The organism is Paenibacillus sabinae T27 (genome assembly GCF_000612505.1).
In the GTDB taxonomy this organism is placed as follows: domain Bacteria; phylum Bacillota; class Bacilli; order Paenibacillales; family Paenibacillaceae; genus Paenibacillus_AQ; species Paenibacillus_AQ sabinae.
Window position 1 is genome coordinate 5,011,309 of the sequence record NZ_CP004078.1, and the last position, 22,265, is coordinate 5,033,573.

General features: G+C 51.8%; 19 protein-coding genes and 1 pseudogene. 3 read left to right on the top strand and 17 right to left on the bottom strand.

The annotated features are described in order from the left end of the window. Positions 1–130: 130 nt before the first annotated feature. On the bottom strand, positions 131–1,189 hold the full coding sequence (locus PSAB_RS23085; RefSeq protein ID WP_025336925.1) for a LacI family DNA-binding transcriptional regulator: 1,059 nt from the start codon (positions 1,187–1,189) through the stop codon (positions 131–133). Positions 1,190–1,303: 114 nt separating this feature from the next. Here PSAB_RS23085 and PSAB_RS23090 point away from each other — a divergent pair, with 114 nt between their 5' ends. Further along, positions 1,304–1,807 carry a GNAT family N-acetyltransferase gene (locus tag PSAB_RS23090; RefSeq protein ID WP_025336926.1) on the top strand — a complete coding sequence of 168 codons (504 nt, stop codon included), beginning with the start codon at positions 1,304–1,306 and terminating at the stop codon, positions 1,805–1,807. 137 nt (positions 1,808–1,944) lie between these two features. On the opposite strand, the gene PSAB_RS23095 is transcribed toward PSAB_RS23090, so the two are convergent. From PSAB_RS23095 to PSAB_RS23115, 4 genes are all read right to left on the bottom strand, one after another. After that, the gene (locus PSAB_RS23095; RefSeq protein ID WP_025336927.1) at positions 1,945–2,805 is read right to left on the bottom strand and encodes a transglutaminase family protein; all 861 of its coding nucleotides are present in this window, start codon (positions 2,803–2,805) and stop codon (positions 1,945–1,947) included. Between the two features lie 336 nt (positions 2,806–3,141). Then, on the bottom strand, positions 3,142–5,058 hold the full coding sequence (locus PSAB_RS25230; RefSeq protein WP_084266597.1) for an FtsX-like permease family protein: 1,917 nt from the start codon (positions 5,056–5,058) through the stop codon (positions 3,142–3,144). Beyond that, positions 5,055–5,804 carry an ABC transporter ATP-binding protein gene (locus PSAB_RS23110; protein WP_025336928.1) on the bottom strand — a complete coding sequence of 250 codons (750 nt, stop codon included), beginning with the start codon at positions 5,802–5,804 and terminating at the stop codon, positions 5,055–5,057. The genes PSAB_RS25230 and PSAB_RS23110 overlap by 4 nt, the downstream gene beginning before the upstream one ends. Positions 5,805–5,816: 12 nt before the next feature. After that, positions 5,817–6,929, bottom strand: coding sequence for a S8 family serine peptidase (locus PSAB_RS23115; protein WP_025336929.1), 1,113 nt, complete (start codon positions 6,927–6,929; stop codon positions 5,817–5,819). Positions 6,930–8,306: 1,377 nt separating this feature from the next. Between PSAB_RS23115 and PSAB_RS23125 the strand changes: the two genes are divergently transcribed. After that, entirely contained in the window at positions 8,307–8,720 is a 414-nt protein-coding gene (locus PSAB_RS23125) for a hypothetical protein (RefSeq protein WP_025336931.1), read from the top strand. 367 nt (positions 8,721–9,087) lie between these two features. Here the strand turns inward: PSAB_RS23125 and PSAB_RS26405 are convergent, their stop codons facing one another. The 11 genes and pseudogenes from PSAB_RS26405 to PSAB_RS23170 form a co-directional block, all read right to left on the bottom strand. Then, positions 9,088–9,549, bottom strand: coding sequence for a glycoside hydrolase family 32 C-terminal domain-containing protein (locus tag PSAB_RS26405; protein WP_264370912.1), 462 nt, complete (start codon positions 9,547–9,549; stop codon positions 9,088–9,090). Between the two features lie 45 nt (positions 9,550–9,594). Further along, positions 9,595–9,945, bottom strand: a pseudogene (locus tag PSAB_RS26410) (glycoside hydrolase family protein); the annotation flags it as partial. Between the two features lie 87 nt (positions 9,946–10,032). After that, complete coding sequence (locus tag PSAB_RS23135) at positions 10,033–11,385, bottom strand: RNA-guided endonuclease TnpB family protein (protein ID WP_025336933.1); 1,353 nt, start codon at positions 11,383–11,385, stop codon at positions 10,033–10,035. 118 nt (positions 11,386–11,503) lie between these two features. Then, the gene (locus tag PSAB_RS25610) at positions 11,504–11,872 is read right to left on the bottom strand and encodes a glycoside hydrolase family protein (protein WP_084266598.1); all 369 of its coding nucleotides are present in this window, start codon (positions 11,870–11,872) and stop codon (positions 11,504–11,506) included. A gap of 22 nt (positions 11,873–11,894) precedes the next feature. Then, the gene (locus PSAB_RS23140) at positions 11,895–12,749 is read right to left on the bottom strand and encodes a MetQ/NlpA family ABC transporter substrate-binding protein (protein ID WP_025336934.1); all 855 of its coding nucleotides are present in this window, start codon (positions 12,747–12,749) and stop codon (positions 11,895–11,897) included. Between the two features lie 51 nt (positions 12,750–12,800). Next, entirely contained in the window at positions 12,801–13,469 is a 669-nt protein-coding gene (locus PSAB_RS23145) for a methionine ABC transporter permease (RefSeq protein ID WP_025336935.1), read from the bottom strand. Next, the gene (locus PSAB_RS23150) at positions 13,466–14,263 is read right to left on the bottom strand and encodes a methionine ABC transporter ATP-binding protein (RefSeq protein ID WP_025336936.1); all 798 of its coding nucleotides are present in this window, start codon (positions 14,261–14,263) and stop codon (positions 13,466–13,468) included. Before PSAB_RS23150 ends, PSAB_RS23145 begins: the two co-directional genes overlap by 4 nt. A 280-nt stretch (positions 14,264–14,543) precedes the next feature. Beyond that, entirely contained in the window at positions 14,544–14,765 is a 222-nt protein-coding gene (locus tag PSAB_RS23155; RefSeq protein ID WP_025336937.1) for a hypothetical protein, read from the bottom strand. After that, complete coding sequence (gene hydA / locus PSAB_RS23160; RefSeq protein WP_025336938.1) at positions 14,765–16,192, bottom strand: dihydropyrimidinase; 1,428 nt, start codon at positions 16,190–16,192, stop codon at positions 14,765–14,767. The genes PSAB_RS23155 and hydA overlap by 1 nt, the downstream gene beginning before the upstream one ends. A 2-nt stretch (positions 16,193–16,194) precedes the next feature. Beyond that, complete coding sequence (gene preA / locus PSAB_RS23165) at positions 16,195–17,484, bottom strand: NAD-dependent dihydropyrimidine dehydrogenase subunit PreA (RefSeq protein ID WP_025336939.1); 1,290 nt, start codon at positions 17,482–17,484, stop codon at positions 16,195–16,197. 30 nt (positions 17,485–17,514) lie between these two features. Continuing rightward, on the bottom strand, positions 17,515–18,906 hold the full coding sequence (locus tag PSAB_RS23170; protein ID WP_025336940.1) for an NAD(P)-dependent oxidoreductase: 1,392 nt from the start codon (positions 18,904–18,906) through the stop codon (positions 17,515–17,517). 307 nt (positions 18,907–19,213) lie between these two features. Here PSAB_RS23170 and PSAB_RS23175 point away from each other — a divergent pair, with 307 nt between their 5' ends. After that, positions 19,214–20,905 carry a PucR family transcriptional regulator gene (locus tag PSAB_RS23175; protein ID WP_025336941.1) on the top strand — a complete coding sequence of 564 codons (1,692 nt, stop codon included), beginning with the start codon at positions 19,214–19,216 and terminating at the stop codon, positions 20,903–20,905. Here the strand turns inward: PSAB_RS23175 and PSAB_RS23180 are convergent. Beyond that, complete coding sequence (locus tag PSAB_RS23180) at positions 20,871–22,238, bottom strand: aspartate aminotransferase family protein (RefSeq protein ID WP_025336942.1); 1,368 nt, start codon at positions 22,236–22,238, stop codon at positions 20,871–20,873. The two genes, PSAB_RS23175 and PSAB_RS23180, sit on opposite strands and share 35 nt — an antisense overlap. Positions 22,239–22,265: the final 27 nt, after the last annotated feature.

Here is a 22,265-nt window from a genome sequence, read left to right on the forward strand (position 1 = left end):
CTTATCATTCAAGCGACCCTAAGTGACACTTTTCACAACCTACGCTAATCGATTAGGAATGGAATCGGTTATCGGTATCGGTTCCACTGGCATAAAGATACATGAGGGGAGGCTCCTCCGTCAATACAGTTCACAGGATCTTAGCATTTCTTGATGGAGTTGAACCTCTTGTGATCAAATTCGCAGACAAGGCAAAATGCTGCTCCGGTCCGTTATCGCCGGCTATCCGCTCCAGAATCCGCTCCATCGCCTTATTGCCAATCTCAAAGGTCGGCTGCGCAATCGTTGTGAGTCCGGAACCGACCACGGGCGCCCACTCCGAATCGTCAACACCGGCAAAGCCGACATCTTCGGGGATGCGGAGCCCCCGCTTCTGCAGAGCATTGATCAATTTGAGCTGGGTTACTACATTGACCGCAAAAATCATGCGGTATTGACCCTGCGTCTCGGCAATAAACCGGTCCAGTTGTTCGTCGAACTGCCCCTGAATCCGGGGCTCATATTCGTAAATATCGTCGACGCTGGGATGTCCGGCCGCAGACAGAATCCGGACAAAGGTCTGGGCCCGCTCAATCCGGGAGCTGACACGCTGAATCGGCTGCGAGAAGAAGCCGATCCGCTCAAATCCTTGATCAAGAAAATGCCCCGTCGCTTCGATCATGGCCTGTTCATTATCTGTCCCTACCGTATCGACTTTAAGTCCCGGGATTCTGCGGTCGATCAATACGATCGGAATTTGGTCCTCCGAGAGTTCCCGCAGATTCTCCAGGTTCTGTCCGGTCGGGTGGATGATCAGCCCGTCAACGCGCTGGGCATGCATCATCGCGATATAATTTTTTTCCTTCTCGGGATCGTTATCCGTATTGCACACAATCATGCTGTACCCCTGTTTCGTGCACACGTCCTCGGCCCCCTTCAGAACGGAGGTGGAGAAGGGGTTGGAAATGTCTGCGAAGATCATGCCGATGGAATAGCTGCGGTCCTGGCGCAGGCCCCGGGCCAGCCGGCTCGGGCGGTAGCGGAGCTCTTTCACGCTTTGTTTAATTCTTTGCAGAGTTGCATCTGAAATCGATTTATAGTCACCGCTCAAATAGCGGGAAATGGTCGTCTTGGAAACCCCGGCGGCCTTGGCTACATCGGCGATTGTCGCCTTTTGCGGCGGCCTTGGGGGCTGATTGATGGAATCCATGGCTTGCCCTCATTCTTGTTCAAAATTATGGAGATTCTTTATTATATCACACGAAGATTTACAGTTATAGTTTTGTTAATATGCTATATTTTTATCAAAAAAGGAGGGAGACTCATGCGGATTCATTCGAATATCCTCTCGCTGAGGAAGACCGAGGAGAAGGATCTGGAATTCGTGCTGGCCGCTGAAAGAAGTGAGGACAACCGGCCGTTTATCGGCCAATGGACGGCGGAGCAGCACCGCGCCGCGCTGCATGATGCCGGGATGCTGCATCTGGTCATCGAGACGGACATGGGGGAGCCGGCGGGGTACGTGATCGTAACCGGCCTTCAAAACGCTAATCTTTCCGTCTGCATCCAGCGCATTGTCATCGAGCGCAAGGGCCGCGGATACGGCAAAGAGATGCTGCCGCTGCTTATCCGCTGGCTTTTTCGCAGCACCCCGGTTCATCGGCTGTGGCTGGATGTCCGGGAGCATAATGTTCGAGCGCGGCATCTTTATGAAACCGTCGGCTTTGTTTATGAGGGCACACTTCGAGACTGCGTTATGACGGAAAACGGGTTCGAGTCGGAACATATCCTGTCGATCTTACGGCCGGAATACGAGGCGGGACGTTAGCCCGATTGTTCGCGCCCGCGGTGCCAATCGACTGCCGTATTCTCCCCCGCCGGGGGGATGGGACGGCGGCCGGGCAGGGACAGCGGCGGCCTGCTCAAGCGGCACCGCAAGCTGCATTCGCCCGCACCGTTCCGGCGTCATTCCCCCGGATGCTCCAGCAGCGTCACGGACACGCCGACGTCCAGCGTGCTGCTGCCTCCGCGATAAACGCCCTGCAGAGGGCTGACGTCAGCATAATCGCGGCCTGTTCCGACGCGGATGTGATTGTCCAGCGCCTCCACATTGTTGGTCGGGTCCAGGCCGACCCAGCCGATGCCGGGCACCATCACCTCGACCCAAGCGTGAGTGGCCGCATCGCCTTTAAGGGCGGAATCTTCGCCGACGTACAAATACCCGCTGACATACCGGGCCGGGATGCGGCACGCACGCAGGATGCCGATCATGACATGAGCCAGATCCTGGCACACCCCTTTTTTCAGCTCAAAAGCCTGCCGGGCCAGCGTGTTCACACTTGTCACCTCCCCGCAATAGGTGAACGTTTCGTATACATACCTCATGACCCGTAAAGCGTACTGCACGGGATTGTCCATCTCGCCCAGCCCGCGATTCACTTCCGACAACTGCTCCGGGAGCAGCAGGGTATAGTCGGTCTCGTTCAGAAAGGACAGATAATGCTGACGGAATTGCTGGGAATGAAAAATATCCTGCATCCGCTTCGAATACTGGATTTCATAGATAAAGGAACCTCGCTGAATGCTCACGACCGACGTGGTCTTCACTTCCAGCAGATTATGCTTCTCGGGTATAAAAAAAGTCTCCACCTGATTGCCCCACAGATCGGTATATTCTTGGGTCAGGGAAGCCGGCGTGATCTCCGCCCGGTACATCAGCAGCCGCTGTACTTCATCCGTCAAGGGTTTAAGCCGGATCGTATTCAAGCTTTGATCGACTTGTGTTTCATATGTGAACGTATTCGTATGCACAATTTCATAGTTCATCGGACATAACGTCTCCTTTGAGGCATTCTGTTGTACATTACCCATAGACGCGCGGCCTGCAAACGCCATGATAACTGTACTCCAATATTTTCTCCACAGCTTGGAGGAAATAGCCATGGACGAAAACGGCAGTCGAAGGACTCTATTGATCAGAATTGGAACAAACAATCATTCCAAGTCGCCCGTATGCATGAAGATATTTGCAACGCATTGCTGCTGTATATGGAGAGCCCTGTAAAACGAATACAGTGTCTGTAAAAAGCAACCCAGTACCGTTTCGGCTGGAAGAGTAGTTCAAAATCGTTCTTCGGTTACAACAAAACAACATAGAATGGGCTACCCCTTGAACTGCGATATTCCTGCCGTCGCCTGACGGGAGGAGCTTTGAGAATAGCGGCGGTATACAGCAGCATGCAGCAGAAGAAAGGCCGATACGGTCAGAGCACCACAGGCCAGGCCGATCAGGCCGTAGCCGTAGGAGCTGTTGGTGTAGTAGCTATACGCAATCGTAAGGACCGCGGCATAAGCAAACGGGACTCCAAAAATGACGCGGATTTTTCGGTCGACCATGGTCTTCAGTTCATCTTCCAGCAATCCAATTCGGTGCAGACTTCGATACCGCCTGTTGTCACTCATGGATTCCATCTTCAACTTGAAATGGATCATGGCAATAGCGGAGAAATACAACAGCAGACAGGCATACAACACGACAAACGTCAGAAAATTGGAGCTTTGATGCGCCGTTCGGTAAGCCGCTGTTCGGGAACTGACCTGATAAAAACGATCTAGTGGATCGCCCCCGTTCTGCTTGTGCAGCTTCTTCGCCACCTCCTCTACGATGTCCTTCGAATGCCGCCAATCAGCAAAATTATAGGCGTGCAGAAACCCGCCGATTTTATAGCTGTCGCTATGTGTAGTAAACCAGGAGTAATCCTGCGTGTTGACCAGCAAAATACGGTCGGATATACTGTTGATCTGTCCGAACAAAGGGTCCATTACAGAATCCTGGATAGAGAAGGATCTTGCGCCCTCAGGCGAATCGATCCGAAGGTCGGCAAGCTTCCCGTCCGTCACATGCTCATAGCCGTCTTTAACATCATATGGATACACATAGAGGACCGAGCCCCGCTGAACGCTGTATCTCTTCGCCAACAGCTTGTCGATATCCGCAACATCAAAGATCGTGTAGAGCTCGTTCCTCACAAATTTTACGCTATCCTCCCGGATAACCCGATTCCCATGAGACTCTGCAATTTGCCGGACATCTTTGTCTCCCAGTGGTCGGTAGCTGCCTGTGATTTCCGTATAGACCATATGGTAAGGGTGATAGGTAACCGCATTATGAGTGAAATTGGGATAAGTGATCAGACTGAACATCATAAAGAAAAGGATTGCAAAGAAGATCCAGCTCGTCACAAAGAAGATCGTGCGGTTTTTGCGATAGTAATATTTGATGTCGGATAGCAGGAAGAGCTGCCTTAAGTAGGACTGAGGCCGCTTGAGTTTGTAGTAATCAATCAAGGCGCCTCCATTGAAAAAAATCAGTACCGAGCCCAACACGCACACCAACAAGCTGACGAACCAAATATTGCTGTGGATATGATAAAAGAGAACCATGACGGCAAAGGAAGCCACCGTTAAGCCGACGCCGGCCGCACACAGCCACACCTTGGCACGGCCGCCACTCTCCGTCTTGTCCGTATATTTGATTTTCTCCAGTATAGTGCTCTTCAGCATGCTCAGAAGATTGAAGGCAAGGGACAGCAGAAATACACCTCCCACATACAGCGCCGTCACTTTATACGCTACGAGGGAGACCTTAATCTGTATGCCATGGATTCCAATTCCATACCGAATCATTCCCCAGAAAAACAAAGACAGCAGGGTGCCCACGCCTAACCCGGATAGCAGAAAAAGGACGCACAGCACCATATTCTCGATCAAGACTTGAATCCTAGCTTCGCTCTCCGTCATGCCAAGCGTCAGCAGGATACCGTACTCCTTCGACCGGACCTTCATAAAGACGCTATGAGTATATGGAATAAATAGACAACTGAACAAAACGACCAGCGCCGTCGGAGCGTAAATATTACTGGAAACCATGGAATCGACTATAGTAGGGTCTTTGAAAGGTTTATTGGCAGCTATGGCGATGAAGCTGTATGAAATTGCGACGGATGCCAGATTGCACAGGATGAATAGACGATATTGCTGCATGTTCGCCCTAAACATTTTGAAAGCGATCGTTTTCATATATGACCTCTTTGCAACACATCCAGAATTCGATTCATAAAGCTCTCCTTATCGCTGCTCTGTCTGCTGATCTCTCCAAGCACAGAGCCGTCTTGCAGAAAAATCACTCTCTGACAGTGCCGGGCGGAAAAGGGATCGTGCGTAACCATGAGAATGCTCGCTTCACGGGTCTGATGGATCAACTCGAAATAGGAAAGGACCCTTTTAGAGGATTGGGAATCCAGGTTCCCAGTAGGCTCGTCGGCGAATAAGATCTCGGGATCGTTGATGATTGCACGGCAAATAGCGGCTCTCTGCTGCTGACCACCGGAAATTTCATACGGATACTGATCGAGAATAGAGCCAATATCCAGCATTTTGGCCAGACGCTCCACATCGTCCCCCTCCAATTTCTCGGTATTCTTGTCCAGAATAAGAGGGACCATAATGTTCTCGCGGACCGTCAAGCTGCTGAGCAGATTGAAATCCTGAAATACCATGCCGATATGGTTTCTGCGAAACAAGGATAGCTCATTCTTCTTCATCGCACAGATATTCTGGCCGCCGATGAAAATATCTCCCCCATCGCACTTATCGATACCGGATGCCACATTCAATAGAGTAGTTTTCCCGCTGCCCGAGGTCCCCATTATTCCTACGAATTCATTCTTCCCTAGGACAATATCGATGTTGTTCAGTACCATGGTGTTCCGGTTCGTATGGATCCAATACTTCTTGGAGACCTGCCTCATTTCCAAAGCGTTCATGACCATCATCCTTCATGTCAATAAATCTAGAATAGTTTGATAGGCCTCTTTAAGAGATTGGAGGCTCATCTCAAGTTTCTGGAATCGTCTCTTACAAGTCAGATGGATGCCCGACTCGTCCACCCTCAAAAATATGTCTTTTCTACTCAGCTGCGTCGGTAAATAATGCAAGAAAAACAAGTCACAATCAAAGAAACTGCTTAAGCTTTGAATTATGTGATATAATTTCTTTTTTTTAAAATTTTCAATAGACGTATCTCCACTAAGAGCTACAGGGAACAGATTGTCATTATAGAACAATCGATTGAGTTCACTTAAGTCTTCGTTTTTGCATGATATCTCGATCAGGGGAACCTTTTTCCTAATCTTTGCATCGGCAAAATCGCGAAAGATTTTTGAAGTGAGACTAAGTTTGACCATAGATTCATCTGAGAACCCGGCCACTGATTGCTGCTTACTTCGGACTACCTTCTCGAGAGTTTCAGCAAAATGGACTTCATTATTGCTTTCCCTTCTACCTAACCACTGACATAGTAGTCCTGTTACAGCAGGTACCGCAAAGCTATTGCAGTAGGGCGTATGTATTCCCTTATCATAGTCCAAACTAATCCAATGGTTTGAACACGCGGCAACATCGATTCCAATGATGGAATCCTCGATAATCTTTATATCATCGCTATTGTGAGAACACACCCCTATAACCTCAGGCATAGAAGCAGGGATTGTGTAAGTACCCCTATTATTTATCGCGGCAACAATAATAATCCCATTAGAAACCAACTGTTTGATGCAACGTCGAATCTCTATGAAATCCTTACTGTTAGTCGTGCCCAGACTTAAATTAATAATATCTATGCGATTCTTTTGACACCATTCAAGCGCTTTAATTAATTTTGCTGCACTTGCACTGAGATTCTTGTCTAGTATTTTAAGACTGTGCAGATTCACCCTGTCCGTTGAGTTCCTGATAATACCAGCGCAAACACTTCCATGGCTTGCCGGATCAACATGAGAGGTTTGTTCAACAAACTCCATGAATGATTCATTCATTTCAAGAAATGAAGACACGTACTTCCGCGTATAATTGTTTATGGCTACCCCATTATCAATCAAGGCTACGTTCATACCAAACTGGCTTCCAATATCATGCCAATGTCTCCTAATGTTCTAAAGCCATACCACATAGGTGCTTAGAAAGGTTTGGAAATACAATCCAATTGCTTCGGTAACATATAAAGCCAGCAACCAAAAGATCAGTCTTATAAAATTTTCAACCTCTAATTTTATGACCGATTCCAGCATACTTCCCCAGAGAATCGGCTGGACGATATTCAAAACTACGTTAACAGTAACGATAAATAAAATTGCCAATATCCATTTCATGTAGCCTTTCACATAATCACATGATCGAAGTATTATTCGTATAGTATCCAGATAGCCACCATTCTTTCCTATATTAGTTTAAATCCCATTAAATATCTAATTTGGGATCTTGGTGATTATGATCCTTTTTTGTTCCATATGTCAATGTAGTTGTATACATAAATTTTCCGTTCAGTGTTACCTCAGCTTATTAAAATATCTATTTACACTTTTCCAATCTTCTTTTTGTATAAATAAAACGCCTCTACCGTCGCCCTAAGAGCGATGTAAAGGCGTTGATCTATGAATTATTCTTTATTTTCCGATTACCATTTTTTTGGAAAAAGCAGTGTGTATACCATCATTACTTAATGTCTTCCAGCTCAAGTCTCCCTACACTCCTTCACCCGCTTTCTTCAACTCACATCCATAATATCCTAATACAAACACGAAATTGGGATGCACAGGATGAGACCCTAGACGCGAGATAATGCTCGGAGAACAGCAGAACGATGAAGGTGTAGACCATCGACAGGTTTATTTTGGAGGGACATAAACTTCGGATTGAGGAAGTCAGCAAGATGACGAAGCCGACGACGGGGATCAGATAAACGCTATTTCTTCTTGCTGCCGACGATGCAAGCAGAAACCGTTGACAGAATTGAGTTGGCACTCATACTGCATGCTGCCAAACCACTTGAACCAGCAGAAGAATAATCCCGTCAGCAAGTTGATCTTCCCAGTCAATTCCCTTAAGGCTAAATCCCCACTTACATAACCTTTTGACTGAAGAGGGCTGCCACTTCCTTCGAAAGACCTCTACCTGGTATTCAGCGAGAATCTAATATGAGCCTGAATTCGTGAAACAAAATTTTGAAAAGGTTAGAAAAGTAAACTCCGGTGAAGTAAACTGAAGAAAACAGGAAGAAATTCACGTTTTCTCATCCTCACCTTGGAGATACTCTATGGTTCCCGTTCGTTTTTAGCTGGATCAGTCCGTGGAATGGCTGACCGCTCATTCCAGTTTGGCGCTCGTTGAATTTGAACGTGTGTCTCACGGAACACGTCGATTTCATCGTCAAGCGCAGCCTGTGCCGGGAATTGCCGGAAGAATGACTACTGATCGCCAGGGAGGGCGGCATGTGCTATGAACAACGGGAAGGCAAACGAGTCTACCTCGGTACCAGGGCGTGGACGGACAAGAAGCTGAAACGTCCGATTCGCGCGGTTTATCACGTCATTGAGCGAACCATGGAAGCGGACGGGCAACTTCTGCTGACGCCGCGGATCGAGGCGCAAGTGTTTTTCACCACACTGACGTGTTCGCCATGGCAAGTGCTCCAGCTCTACGGTGACCATGCGACGAGCGAACAGTTTCACAGCGAACTCAAGACCGACCTGAACCTGGAATGCTTGCCCTCGAGGACATTCGCCACGAACGATTTGGTGCAGTATGCAGGCTTGATTGCCTATAGTCTGCTACGAGCCATCGGGCAAATTTCACTGCAAGAGCCGGATGCTCCGGTACGCATGAGGTGTATCACAGACGGGTGAAAACGGTCATTAAGAATCTGATTGGGCTAGCCTCACGCTTGGTGGAGCATGCCAGACAGACCAAGCTCCGCTTTAGGCGGCACAGCTCTTGATTTCCAACGTTTCGACGGATTTACATGACGTTGTCTGGGTGGGTGTGTCAATCACGCCCAAGCACTATTCCTGGCTGAATCAGACCGAGGTTTGGTTCAGCATTTTGGTTCACAGTCTGCTCAAGCGCATCAGCTTCACCAGCACGTTGAATCTACAGAAAAAAGTGTTTCAGTTTATTGACTACTTCAACGCCACCACGGCTAAACCATTCAGGTGGACGTATAAGGGCAAAGCTCTCTGTTTTTATTGTTGTTGGATTTTATGTTTTAGTGCACTAACTGATCGTAATTTCACTAGAATTCCTTAGTTTTAGGTAATCTAAATGTACATGTCCATCTGTCCATAGTCTCAATCCATCTGAAGACAAATCATTTAATATTAAATTACTTAGCACGTATTCCCCGTCATTGATGAATACTTCGACGGCATTCCTGTCCACTAATATTTCCAGCTTAATTTTCCCCTCTTTCGGGTGTACAATCACTCTTTGCGGTCTGTTGAACTCTTCAACATCAACCTTGATCCTTGAATATTCCCTATTAAACACAAATTCATTTATTGATTTATCATAGGTCAGATCTGCATGCTGCCCGTCCCCATCTCTAACAGCAAACCCAAACTTTCCTTCCGTTAAATCTGCAACATCTATTTGGGTCTCAATAGAATAAGAACGTCCATGAAAATCTTTAAAAATATTCTCTTGACCCGTGTGTATATCTCCTCCTCTTATATCCATAATTATAGGAAAATCGTCCAGAAGGTTCCACACTGGTTTTTGCACCAGCTTTAATCCGTCAGGTGCTGTTTTTAACCGTATTTCTCTTACAATACTCGCATTTCCATTAAACGTATCCCACGGGAGCTTCCCTGCGTAATTCCAATTATTCATCCACGAAATGAAGTACCGGAAGTTCCCATTTGTATACGGAGCATCCCAAGTAACCCCTGTATAAGAGTCTGCGCCCTGCTCCAGCCATTTGACATTAGTTACAGCATAAAACTCCCTTCCGTCAAAATCACCTACAAAGTAACTGGAGCCTGTTGTTAAACCATAATTAAACCCGTTTCCCCCGATCATCAAGACCCATTTTTTATTATCGCTATTGTCATCGACGTTCAGCTGAAAAAGATCAGGACATTGAACTCTCCCCCACTTAGCTTACGCCTGAAGTGGGGGCTTCTGTTGGCATCGATACAGGGTTGCACACGCTTGGGAGCTTCATGTTTGAAGTCTCAGTGCCTGTTGCACCCTAATGAGGGAAGCCAACGTCCAATACGTTCGTTTTGCCAATGAAGGGTCTTTGGCCTCCAAGGACAACCACCTCATTTCAGATGTGGATTTTTGTATATTACGTAGCACGTATCGTGCGCCGATGTTATACGAGGCATTAAGGTCTGCGTGATACATTTTGCCTGTTGTGAATACAGCAACATCCCGCTTTGTGTTGCGTTGTACAAATCCACTGCCGTCAAAAGCAAGCGCACTGGTATTCGCCGGATTGACCATGGAAACCCGCATCCCCAAGAAATGCGCCATCTCGGTCACTTTCGTTTGGATGCACCGTTTCGCCCAAAACTGGAGCTTGGCACGAAACCGCTTGGCTCCCCACGTTCCTTTAGGCAGACGCATCTTTCCTAAATACTCCATGACAATGACATCTGCACGGTGCTTTTGGGCAAAGGCGAGGATTTGATGTGCGGTATCGTGGACGATATGCGTCTGTAAGCCGTTTATCCGCCGCCAGAAATTCGGTTTTGTACCTATACCGGATTGTCGCTGGGCTTGTTTCAGTTTGCCTGTGATTTGGCGCATCCGGTCTTTCTCTTTGGCTTGGTTGATAAAGGTCCTCGCCAAGACAGTGCCGCTTGCGTCCATCACGGAACAAACTGCGGAATTCGTTAATCCTAAATCAACGGCACACACCCGCTGTTTGGAAGGTTCCGTCTGAGTCAGCTTCACATCCCCTTCATAAGCGATATGAAGGGCATAGCGTTTTCCTGTTCGAACCAATGTGGGGCTGCATTCTTTCATGCTCCACACGTTACGTTTAAATAGGTCTTGCCCCTTAAAGGTAATGGGGAGCCAGACCCAGTCACCTTGATGAAATACTTTGATGTTGGCTGTCGTATGAGAGGTTCGTATGAACATGTTGCCTTTGTACAAGCAAGGGAACGCCTGATGCTGGGCCTGGAGTATCGGAGGTTTCTTCGAAAAGCGTTTCCCTTCTTGCTGGGCGTGTTGCCGCTCGGCTTGCCAAAGCTCAAAACGGGAATGATGGCTTTTCACAATACCAAACGCTTCGGCAATGGCACTTCTGCGGAAGTACGAAGGAAACTTATAAAAGCGTTGATCAAACTCGGTGTAGAGTGGATCCGGGTTGTGCCTGGTACGATGAGTCAGCCGTTCTACCGCTGTCACCACCGCTTGAGTGGATAACGATTTCAAGGCCATAAACTGCTCTTGAATGACTGTAATCAAAAACGACAGCGCCTCTTGGTATACATGGAGAGTCGCATCCAGCATGCGATGGTGAGACGTAATCGGATGTTTGAGTGTTTTGACCACCTTCATGAGATACGCCTCCATCGCAAGGTTTATGAGTCTAGCATAACACAAGAACGTATGTTTGGTAAAACGAACGTGTCTAACCCCACCTTCGCTGTTGGCTTAGAGGTGGAGGACTCCGACACTAAATCTGTTCAATAATTCCAATATCCTGTCTTACAAAAGAAGAAGTATACTCCCAGTCTTTTAAGTTGGAAGATGTATAAAATCCCACTTTATCTCTTTCTGCCAATAGCATGACCCACTTTTTGGTTTGTTCATGCCAAATGATTTTAGGATCTCTAAAATCGGCACTTCCTGTTGGGTTATGCTGGACGATACTATAATATTTAAAGGTATTTCCGCCATCTGTACTATACCAAAAGTTGTGCGGGAAAACCGAAGTAAAACGGATAGCGGATATGAAGTGGAAGTGAAGCTTTTTTCTGAGGAAACATGCGGTGGGCCAAAATGAAACCGGCCGGCCAAGGATGAACCCCTTGACCGGCCGTATTGTTTGTTTTTGCTAAGAACTCTTAGAATGCAGGCACAACGGCTACGCCGTATTTATCTTCGATGAATTTTTTGACCTCTGGACTTGTCAGGGCTTCATCCAGCTTCTTGATTTCCTCGCGGTTCTCATCGCCCTTGCGGACCACCACTACGTTGGCGTAAGGAGAATTCGCGTCTTCGCGGAACAGCGCCGACTTGGGATCGATTTTAGCCTCGAGGACGAGGTTGGTATTAATGATCGCTCCGTCCAGATCGGGCAGCGAACGCGGCAGCGTGGCGGCATCCGCTTCGACAAACTCCAGATTATGCGGGTTATCCACGATATCTTTGGGAGTCGCCTCGTAAGTCGTAATACCATCCTTCAGCTTGATAAACCCCTGCTGCTGAAGCAGGACAAGCGCCCGGTATTCGTTGGAAGGATTGTTCGGAATGCCGATTTTCGCGCCGTGCGGGATTTCGTCCTTGCTCTTCAGCTTCTCCGAGTAGAAGCCGATCGGTTCCACATGAACTTTAGCCGTAACTACGAAATCATAGCCCTTCTCTCCCTTAACGGAATCCAGATAAGGAACGTGCTGGAAGTAGTTGGCATCAATCTGTTTCTCCTGGAGAGCAGGATTTAGCTGTCCGTCATCATCCAGCGTAACGACCTCCAGATTGACGCCTTCTTCTTTCAGCTTCGGCTTGATAAACTCCAGAATCTCGGCATGCGGCACAGCCGACGCCCCTACCTTGATTGTTACTTCCTTGGGCGCTTCACTTGCAGCCGTGCTGGCCTGCGGAGCCGCCGCCTCCCCGTTTCCGTTCTGCGATCCGCAGCCGGCCAGGATTCCTGTCGCCACAATGACCGCCGCAAACCATATGTTTCTTTTTCTCGCCATCCCAATCCCTGCTTTCTCTGAAATATGTATGTAAAAAAGTATTACTACGCTTTAGCCGTTCTTGCAGCGTCTCCGGTCAATGGAGCGGGCGATATAGTCGCCGGACCATTGGATAAGCTGCACAATCAAGATGATAAGAAGGACTGTACCGAGCAAAATATCGGTCCGGAACCGTTGATAGCCGAAGCGGATCGCCAGGCTCCCTAGTCCCCCCGCGCCGATGGCTCCCGCCACCGCCGTGAATTCGGTAATAGATATGACGGCGATCGTCATCCCCCGGACCAGAGCGGGCAGAGCTTCGGGTATAAGCACCTGCAGAATGATGGTGAACGGCCCCGCGCCTACCGATTTCGCCGCTTCGATCTTGCCGTCCTCCACTTCGCGCAGGGCATTCTCGATAATTCTTCCCAGAAACGGGGCGGCGCCGATGGATAATGAGACAATCGCCGCTGTCGGGCCGAGCGTTGTGCCCACAATCAGCCGTGATAACGGCAGCAAAATCACAATCAGAATGATAAAGGGGATCGAGCGCACGCCGTTGATGGCGGTGCTGATTACCCGGTTGACTCCGGGAGCGGAGAGGATTCCTCCCTTCTCCGTAACGACCAGCGTAATCCCAAGCAGCGTTCCCAGAAACAGCGCGAAGACCGACGACCACGCCACCATGTACAGCGTCTCCCGCAATCCTTCCCACAGCAATTCGGCCAGATCGTCTCTCATCGCAGCACAGCCTCCTTTTCCTGCTCCGGAGTGTCGCCGTGCTGCCCGCTCTTGTAGAAGTCGAAAATTCCGGCGAACCGCTTGGCCGTATCGCTCTGCGGGTCTTGAAACAGCTGGCGGACGGGAGCGCTCTCGACGATGCGTCCTCCCTCTATCACGGCGGCGCCGCTGCAAATGTGGCGGAGAACATCCATTTCATGCGTAATCAGCACGATCGTAAGGCCGAGGTTGCGGTTAATATCCCCGAGCAGCTCCAGAATGGAATAGGTCGTCTGCGGATCCAGCGCCGAGGTCGCTTCGTCCGACAGCAGCACGTCCGGCTCTCCGGCCAGCGCCCTGGCTATGCCTACCCGCTGCTTCTGCCCCCCGCTCAGCTGGGAAGGATAGCTGCTAGCCTTGTTCGCAAGCTTCACCAGCTCCAGAATGTCCCCGACGCGCCGCTTCACCTCCGACTTGGGATAACCCGCCACCTTCAGCGGAAACGCGACATTTTCGAATACCGTCTTGGAATCGAACAAGTTAAACTGCTGAAAAATCATCCCGATCTTGCGGCGGGCCAGCCGAAGTTCACGCTCCTTAAGGTTGGTGATGACCGTCTCGCCGATCACAATGCGGCCCGAATCCGGCTCCTCCAGCCGGTTCAGACAGCGGATCAGTGTGGACTTCCCGGCACCGCTGAAGCCGATGATGCCGAATATCTCACCTTTCTCGATCTGAAGATTAATATCCTGAAGCGCCGGAACCGTTCCGCTGCGCGTCCGGTAGCTCTTGTTCAGATTAGTAACGGTGATCATGCCCGAACCGCCTTCTTTCCAAAAAATAAAAAAATCAAGCCACTTCGCCTGAACGGCGTCACTTTGGCTTGATTTCCAGTCAACTGGTCAATCAATCATAATTCCTATTAAATCAATGAGATTAATTGTTAATTAATAATATAGAATACCCGCTATTTGATGTCAATCCCCATTTTCAGCTAGACCAAACGATAGGGGCGAAGCTTATAAAGTCTTATATTTCAAAAAAAGCGCACCCCCAAGGCTTTCGGGTGTACGCTTTTCATGTATGGTGAGACGTCTACTGCGCCTTCTGCAAGCCCGCAAAAACGAGCGTCGTCACATATTTTCGGGCATCCGCCGTCAACAACATTAGCTCAACGCTTCCGCTCCCCGGCTCTCCTCCGTCAAATTTCACTTTGGCTCCGTCCAGCGTTTCCAGCATACCGGTAACGGTATAGCCTTGATCTAGCAGAGCGTCGATATCCTGCTTCTCTTTGGCGTAATCATCGTATGCGGACATTAAACCACCCCTCCACTGATCTCGGCTTTGGCCGGCACCACCGGTGCGGTTCCAAACCGTTTACGCTGCAAATACTTGCCGGCGCCCGCCTTGCCCACGAACTGTTTGTCGCGGATGACGAACTCGCCGCGGCTCAGTACGGATACCGGCTCTCCCTTCACCTCAAAGCCTTCAAAGGCATTATAGTCGACGTTCATATGATGGGTTTCGGCGGAAAGGGTCCGCTGCACCGACGGATCGAAAATGACGATATCGGCGTCGCTGCCGACGGCAATCGTTCCTTTTTGCGGGAACAGGCCAAATAGCTTCGCGCTGGTCGTCGAGATAATGTCCACGAACTTGTTCAGGGAGATGCGACCTTTTTCCACACCCTCCGAGTACAAAATGGTGAACCGGTCTTCAATCGTCGGCCCGCCGTTCGGAATTTTCGAGAAGTCGCCGAGACCCAGCTCCTTCTGGCCCTTGAAGTTAAAGGAGCATTGGTCGGAGCCGATCGTCTGCAGACTGCCGTTCCAGAGGGATTTCCACAGCACGTCCTGATTCCACTGCTCGCGCAGCGGCGGGGACCATACATATTTGGCGCCCTCAAAGTTCGGCTTCTCAAGCGCGGTCTGGTCAAGCACCAGATACTGCGGGCAGGTCTCGCCGTAGACGCGCAGCCCCTTCTTGCGGGCCTCCTCGATCTTCCACGCCGCTTCGGCGCAGGTTACATGCACCACATACAGCTGCGAATCGGTAAGCTCGGTCAAATAGGCGGCGCGGCCCGTGGCCTCGCCCTCCAGCTCAGGCGGCCGGGTCAGCGCATGGTAGATCGGATCGGTGTTGCCCTCGGCCAGCGCTTTGCTGACGAGGTAGTCGATCACATCGCCGTTCTCGGCGTGGACCATGACGAGCGCGCCCTCTTTTTTCGCGGCCTGGAGCGTCTTGTAGAGCGTGCCGTCGTCGGCCTGAAGCACATTTTTGTAAGCCATGAACACTTTAAGGGAAGTGATGCCTTCGTTCTCGATAATTTGCGGTAGCTCCGCGAGCACCTGGTCGTTCAGCTCGGACACCATCAGGTGGAAGCTGTAGTCGATCACGGCTTTGTCCTGCGACTTCTCATGCCAGGTATTCACCGCCTGCTGAAGCGGCAGCCCCTTGCTCGTCAGGCAGAAGTCGATCACCGTTGTCGTTCCGCCGTAGGCGGCGGCGATGGTACCCGTCTCGAAGTCGTCGGCTGTCACGGTGCCGCCAAACGGCATATCCAGATGCGTATGCGGGTCGATCCCGCCCGGGAAGACATAACAGCCGGAAGCGTCGACGATCTCGGCGGCTTCCGCTTGCAGGTTAAGCCCGATTTCCGTAATGATGCCATTCTCGATCGCGACATCCCCGGTAAACGTGTCCGCTGCCGTTACAATCGTTCCGTTCTTGATGATCTTCTTCATCCTTATACCACCTCCGCTTTGGAATAAGCACCGCCCAAGCTGCCCACGACGCGCTGACGCTCGTTCCACGTCATCGGCGGCAGGCCGCTGTCCACCTCCACCATGTCGATAGCGCCTTCCGCCGGGCAGACGATGGAGCACAGGTTGCAGCCGACACAATCCTCCTCGCGCACCTTCAGAATCGCCTTGCCTTCCGCATTGGTCAGCATGTCGATGCATTGATGCGAAGTGTCTTCGCAGGCAATATGGCATTTGTTGCAGTTGATGCAGTTGTCCTCGTTGATTCGGGCCACTACTTTATAGTTGAGGTCAAGGTCGCCCCAGTTCGAGTATTTGGACACCGATTTGCCGGTCAGTTCAGTGACGGATGCAAGCCCCTTCTCATCCAAATAATTGTTCAGGCCATCGATCATTTCCTCTACGATCCGGAAGCCGTGATGCATAGCCGCCGTACATATCTGGATCGCGGTGGAGCCCATCAGCATGAACTCGACAACGTCCTGCCAGGTAGAAATGCCGCCGATGCCGGAGATCGGAACGTTGATCTCGGGGTGGCGGGCGCATTCGGCCACCATGTTCAGTGCGATAGGCTTGACGGCCGGGCCGCAGTAACCGCCGTGAGCTCCCTTGCCGCCGATGTGGGGGATCGTGTTCCACGTATGGATGTCCACTCCCGCGAGACTGTTGATCGTGTTGATCAGGCTGATCGCGTCGGCGCCTCCCTTGACGGCGTGGCGAGCCGTAACCGTAATGTCGGTAATGTTCGGAGTCAGCTTGACGATGACGGGTGTTGTCGCCACTTCTTTTACCCAATACGTCTGCGCCTCCACCAGATCGGGCTGCTGGCCGGAAGCGGCGCCCATGCCGCGCTCAGCCATCCCGTGCGGACAGCCGAAGTTCAGCTCCAGGCCGTCCACGCCGACATCCTCGACTCTTTTGACGATTTCATGCCACTTCTCCTGTTTGGGCTCCACCATCAGGGAGGCGACCACGGCGTGATTCGGGAATCGCTTCTTGGTCTCGTAGATTTCCTTCAGATTGACTTCAAGCGGACGGTCCGTAATCAGCTCGATATTGTTAAAGCCCGCCACGCGCTGTCCGTTAAAATTAACGGCCGCAAAACGCGCGGATGTATTGATGATCGGATCGCCAAGCGTCTTCCATACGGCTCCGCCCCAGCCCGCTTCAAAAGCGCGCTGCACTTGATAGCCTGTATTGGTAGGCGGGGCCGAGGCCAGCCAGAACGGATTGGGGGACTTGATTCCTGCGAGATCGACTCTCAAATCTGCCATTGTTAATTCCCTCCCTGGAAAAATATATGATTACACCGCAGAGCCGACAACGCTGCCTTGCTGCGGCGAGAACTGCTTGATGATAGCGTGTGCGGCCAGTTTGCCCTGCTGAGCAGCCGATACGACCATGGCTTCGCCTTTGCCGAAGCCGAAGACGATATCGCCCGCCGCATAAACCTTCGGATCGGAGGTCCGGTGGGTCTCCTCGTCGATGGCAACGACGCCCCACTCATGCTCAAGACCAAGATGCTCGATCAGGCTGGTATGGCGCTTCTGCCCGATCGCCAGCACGACGGCCTCCACCGGCATGATGAATTCGGAGCCTTCCACCGGCATCGGCTTCAGCCTGCCGTCGCTGCCGGCCTCACCGGTCAGCTTCATCGTTACACATTCCAGGCCGGTCACCTTGCCTGACTCGTCGCCGATAATGCGCTTTGGCAGCGTCAGCCAACTGAACTCGACGCCTTCCTGCTTGGCGAATTCGAACTCGAAGTCGTAGGCCGTCATCTCCTCGCGGGTGCGGCGGTAGACCATCTTCACGTTGGACGCTCCGAGCCGCACAGAGCAGGTTGCGGCGTCAATCGCCGTGTTGCCGGCGCCGATGACGGCGACCCGCTGACCGATCAGCTCCGGATTGAAAACGCCCGTCTTGGTCGATTCCACCAGCTTGATGGCGTCATACACGCCGGCCAGCTCCTCGCCCGGGATGCCCAGCTCGGGCACATACCCCATGCCGGCTGCGAGCACGATGGCGTCGTATTCGGCTTTCAGCTCATCCGCCGTTACATCCGTCCCCACCTTGACGCCTGTGCGGATTTCCACACCGAGCTTCTCGACCTGCTCCACCTCCCACAGGGAGACGGATTGCGGAAGACGGAAGGAAACGATGCCGTGTGTGTCCAGGCCTCCGGCCTGTTCTTTCGCTTCGTAGATCACGACGGAGAACCCTTCGCGGGCCAGCTCTCTGGCGGCTGACAAGCCGGCCGGACCGCCGCCGATCACGGCAACCTTTTTCCCAGTCGGAGCACCGGCCTCGAACAGCTTCACATCATGATTCATCGCCCAATCTGTCGCATAACGCTGAAGCAGGCCGATTTGTATCGGCTCGGAAGCGTCATTCAGCACGCAGGCTCCTTCGCACAGCTCCTCGGTCGGGCAGACACGGGAGCAGCTTGCGCCTACCGGGTTGGACTCCATAATTGTCTGGGCGGCGCCTCTCAGGTTGTCCGTAGCAATGCGTTTAATAAAGGAAGGAATGTTGATTCCCGTCGGACAAGCCTTGATACAAGGGGCGTCGTAGCAGTAGAGACATCGGTTGGACTCTTCGGCAGCGCCTTTGCGGGTAAGACCCGGCTCGGACTCGGCGAAATTCCGCATGAACATGTCAGGTGTAAAAGCAGTCAACGAAGAAGTTTGTTCCATCGGTGATCCCTCCAGTATATGTTATATAATATAACACAATTACGATTTTTGCCTTAAAATTCTACTTACTTTGGCAGATTAATATAGTAAAATAAGCTGTATACCTAAAAATATGTGCTCATTTCTGCCTGATCAGGTTAATTATCCTGACATTCTATATTCAAATCATAGTCAATTCATTTTTTCGTTACATTAGACATATTGTCTAATTTCAAAAGTGTTTTTTTTACGGGCGAGAAACGTCTTAGAATAGCTGCTGCGATAGAAGAAGAAAGGCGCCACGCTGTCATAGAGAAGGAGGATGAGTATGGACTGGGAACTTGTATTTACTATTCGGGAAGCGCTGAAAAGACCGCTGTTTGCCGATGCGGCCGTCGTCGGAGGGGCCACCGGGCTGGACCGGGCAATCCGCTGGGTGCATGTGCTGGAAAGCGCCAGCGTCGAGAGCCTGATTCACGGCCAGGAAATGATACTTACAACGGGCATCGGGATGAGCGTCGATCTCCCTTCCTCCCTGGAATTTCTGGAATACCTGATCCAAAAGAACGCCGCCTGTCTATGCATCGAGCTGGGCACATACTTCAACTCCGTACCGGAGGAACTGATCGCGCTGGCGAACCAGCATGATTTCCCGCTCATCGTCTTCAACCGCACGGTCCGGTTCGTCGACATCACGCTCGACCTGCATTCGCTGATCATCAACCGCCACCACCGCATGCTGGAGGAACTGGAGAGCATCTCCCGTGAGTTCCACCGGCTGACACTGACCTCGCAGGGCACGGTTAAGGTGCTGCAGCTGCTGTCCAAGAGCACGCGGACGCAAATTCTCTACATGCAGCTCCAGGGCAAACCGCAATTCTTCCCCGCGCTGTCGCCGGAGGAGCAGGGGCCGCTGCTGCGCTTCTTCTCGGCCTTTTACGAGGAGATGGAGGGAGTGCACCAGCCGGACGCGGCCCCCATCTTCCGCGAATTCGGCGGCAAGACCGTCGTGCTGAAGCCGGTCGGCGCCCTCGACCAGACGTGGGCCTACCTCTTGATGGTCTGCCCGCACAAGCCGCAGGAGTTCGACTGCCTGCTGCTCGATTCCGCATCGCTGTCCATCGCGCAGGAGCTGCTGCGCACGCGCTATATGGAGGAGCGCAAGCTGTTCTCCGAGAATCTGTGGGTCGACGAACTGATCAACGGGCGCATCGACGACGAGAACCGGCTCAAGAGCCTGATCGGCCCGGACTTCGGCATCGTCAACGAGCTGCCCTACCGTGTGTGCCTGATCGAGATCGAAAACCCCCGAAACGTAAAATGGAACAGCTCGGAGAACGAATGGGAATCAATTACGTTTCACCTTTCGCTCGTCCTGCGTTCCATTTTCGAGAAATACTTGTTCCGGCCGCTGATTACGCTGAAAAATAACCGCCTGACCGTCATCGCATTGGACATTCAGTCCAAATCGCCCGGCCGGACCCGGCTGCAGCAGGCGCTCGAAGCCCTGCAGAACATCCGCTCCGACGAGAAGCTGAAGGATCTTCAGCTGATGATCGGCGTCGGCAAATCGCACACCCAGCTGAAGAAGGCCCCTTCCGGCTACCGCGAAGCGGTACAGGCGCTCTCGCTCTATCCCTGTCACCAGAAGGCGATCCTGTTCTACGAAGAGCTTGGCGTCTTCCAGCTGCTGCTGAACCTCAACGACGGCAAGACGCTGCAGAACTTTATCCGCACCTATCTCGGCCCGTTGATCGACCATGACCAGCAGAAGGGCAGCGAGCTGCTGCTAACGCTGCGCGTCTATCTGGATCACGACGGCTCCAAGCAGATCGCCGCAAAGAAGCTGTTCATCGTCAGACAATCCCTATATTACCGCCTGGATAAAATCACCGAGCTCCTCGGCGAAGACTTCATGTCGCCGGAGAACCGCATATCGATCCAGGTCGCTCTGCGGGCTTATCAGTTCCTATACCCGGAGAAGCTTACTGTGCCCAGCTCCCGTTCATTACCTCTGTGAAGGTATCCAGGATGAACTGGATATCCTCATCGGTCGAGGCGAGCGGAGGGGCGAATGTCAGCACGTTGTTGTAACCCGCGACTGTATCGCCGTTCTTGCCAATAATCAGGCCTTTGGCCTTGCATTCGGCGATGATGCCCTTAACTGTATCAAGCGGAGCCGGCTCTTTGGTCTGCTTATCCGCCACCAGTTCTACGCCGGTGATCAGTCCGAAGCTGCGGACGTCGCCGACCAGCTTGTGCCCGAGCAGCTCGGATAGTCCTGCGCTCAGCCGCTTGCCGAGAAGATCGCCGCGCTCAACGAGCTTCTCCTGCTCCATGATCTCCAGGTTGCGCAGGCCCAGGGCGCAGGCGGCGGGATTGCCGCCGAACGTATTGATATGGCGGAAATAGCCGTAGTCGTCGCTGTTATCCTTGAAGACTTCATAAATCTCTTTGCGGACGGCGGTCGCCGACAGCGGAAGATAGGCGCTGGTCAGCCCTTTGGCCATCGTCACGATATCCGGCTTCACGCCGAAGTTATGATGCCCAAACCGGCGCCCCGACCGGCCGAAGCCGCAGATGACTTCGTCGATAATGAGCAGCACGCCGTGTTTCTTGCAGATTTCCTGCACCCGGTCCATGTAGACCTGATGCGGCACAATGACGCCGCCGCCGGTGATGACCGGCTCCATGATGACCGCTCCCACCGTCTCCGCGCCCTCCCAGATGATGGTGTCTTCGATCTGCTGGGCCATCAGCAGATTGAATTCCTCCACGGACTGCCCAGCGGGACGGCGGTAGCTGTCCGGCGGCGCCACATGCAGGAAGCCGCCGCTCAGCGGCTCGTATTTGTATTTGCGCTGGGCCTGCCCCGTCGCGGACAGGGCACCGAACGAATTGCCGTGATACCCCCGGTAGCGGGCAATGAACTTGTGCCGGTAATGCTGGCCGATCTGCTGCTGGTACTGACGCACCATTTTAAACGCCGTTTCATTCGCTTCCGAACCGCTGTTGGAGAAGAAGATGACGTATTCGTCTCCCAGCCATTCATTCAGTTTCTCGGCCAGCAGAATAGCCGGCATATGGCTCTGCGTCAGCGGAAAATAAGGAAGGCTCAGCAGTTGATTATATGCAGCTTCAGCCAGTTCCTTGCGGCCGTAGCCTACATTGACGCACCACAGGCCCGACATGCCGTCCAGATATTTTTTTCCGTCAATATCGGTAATCCACGAACCGCTCGCGGACGCGGCGATCATCGGCGGATTGGCTTCGCTGTAAGGCGAAATGTGGTGCCACAGATATTTCCGGTCTTTGCTGAGTGCAAGCTCGCCCTCTATCCCCGTGTTGAGCATTGACGTTTATCCCCTCTCAAGCCCCGC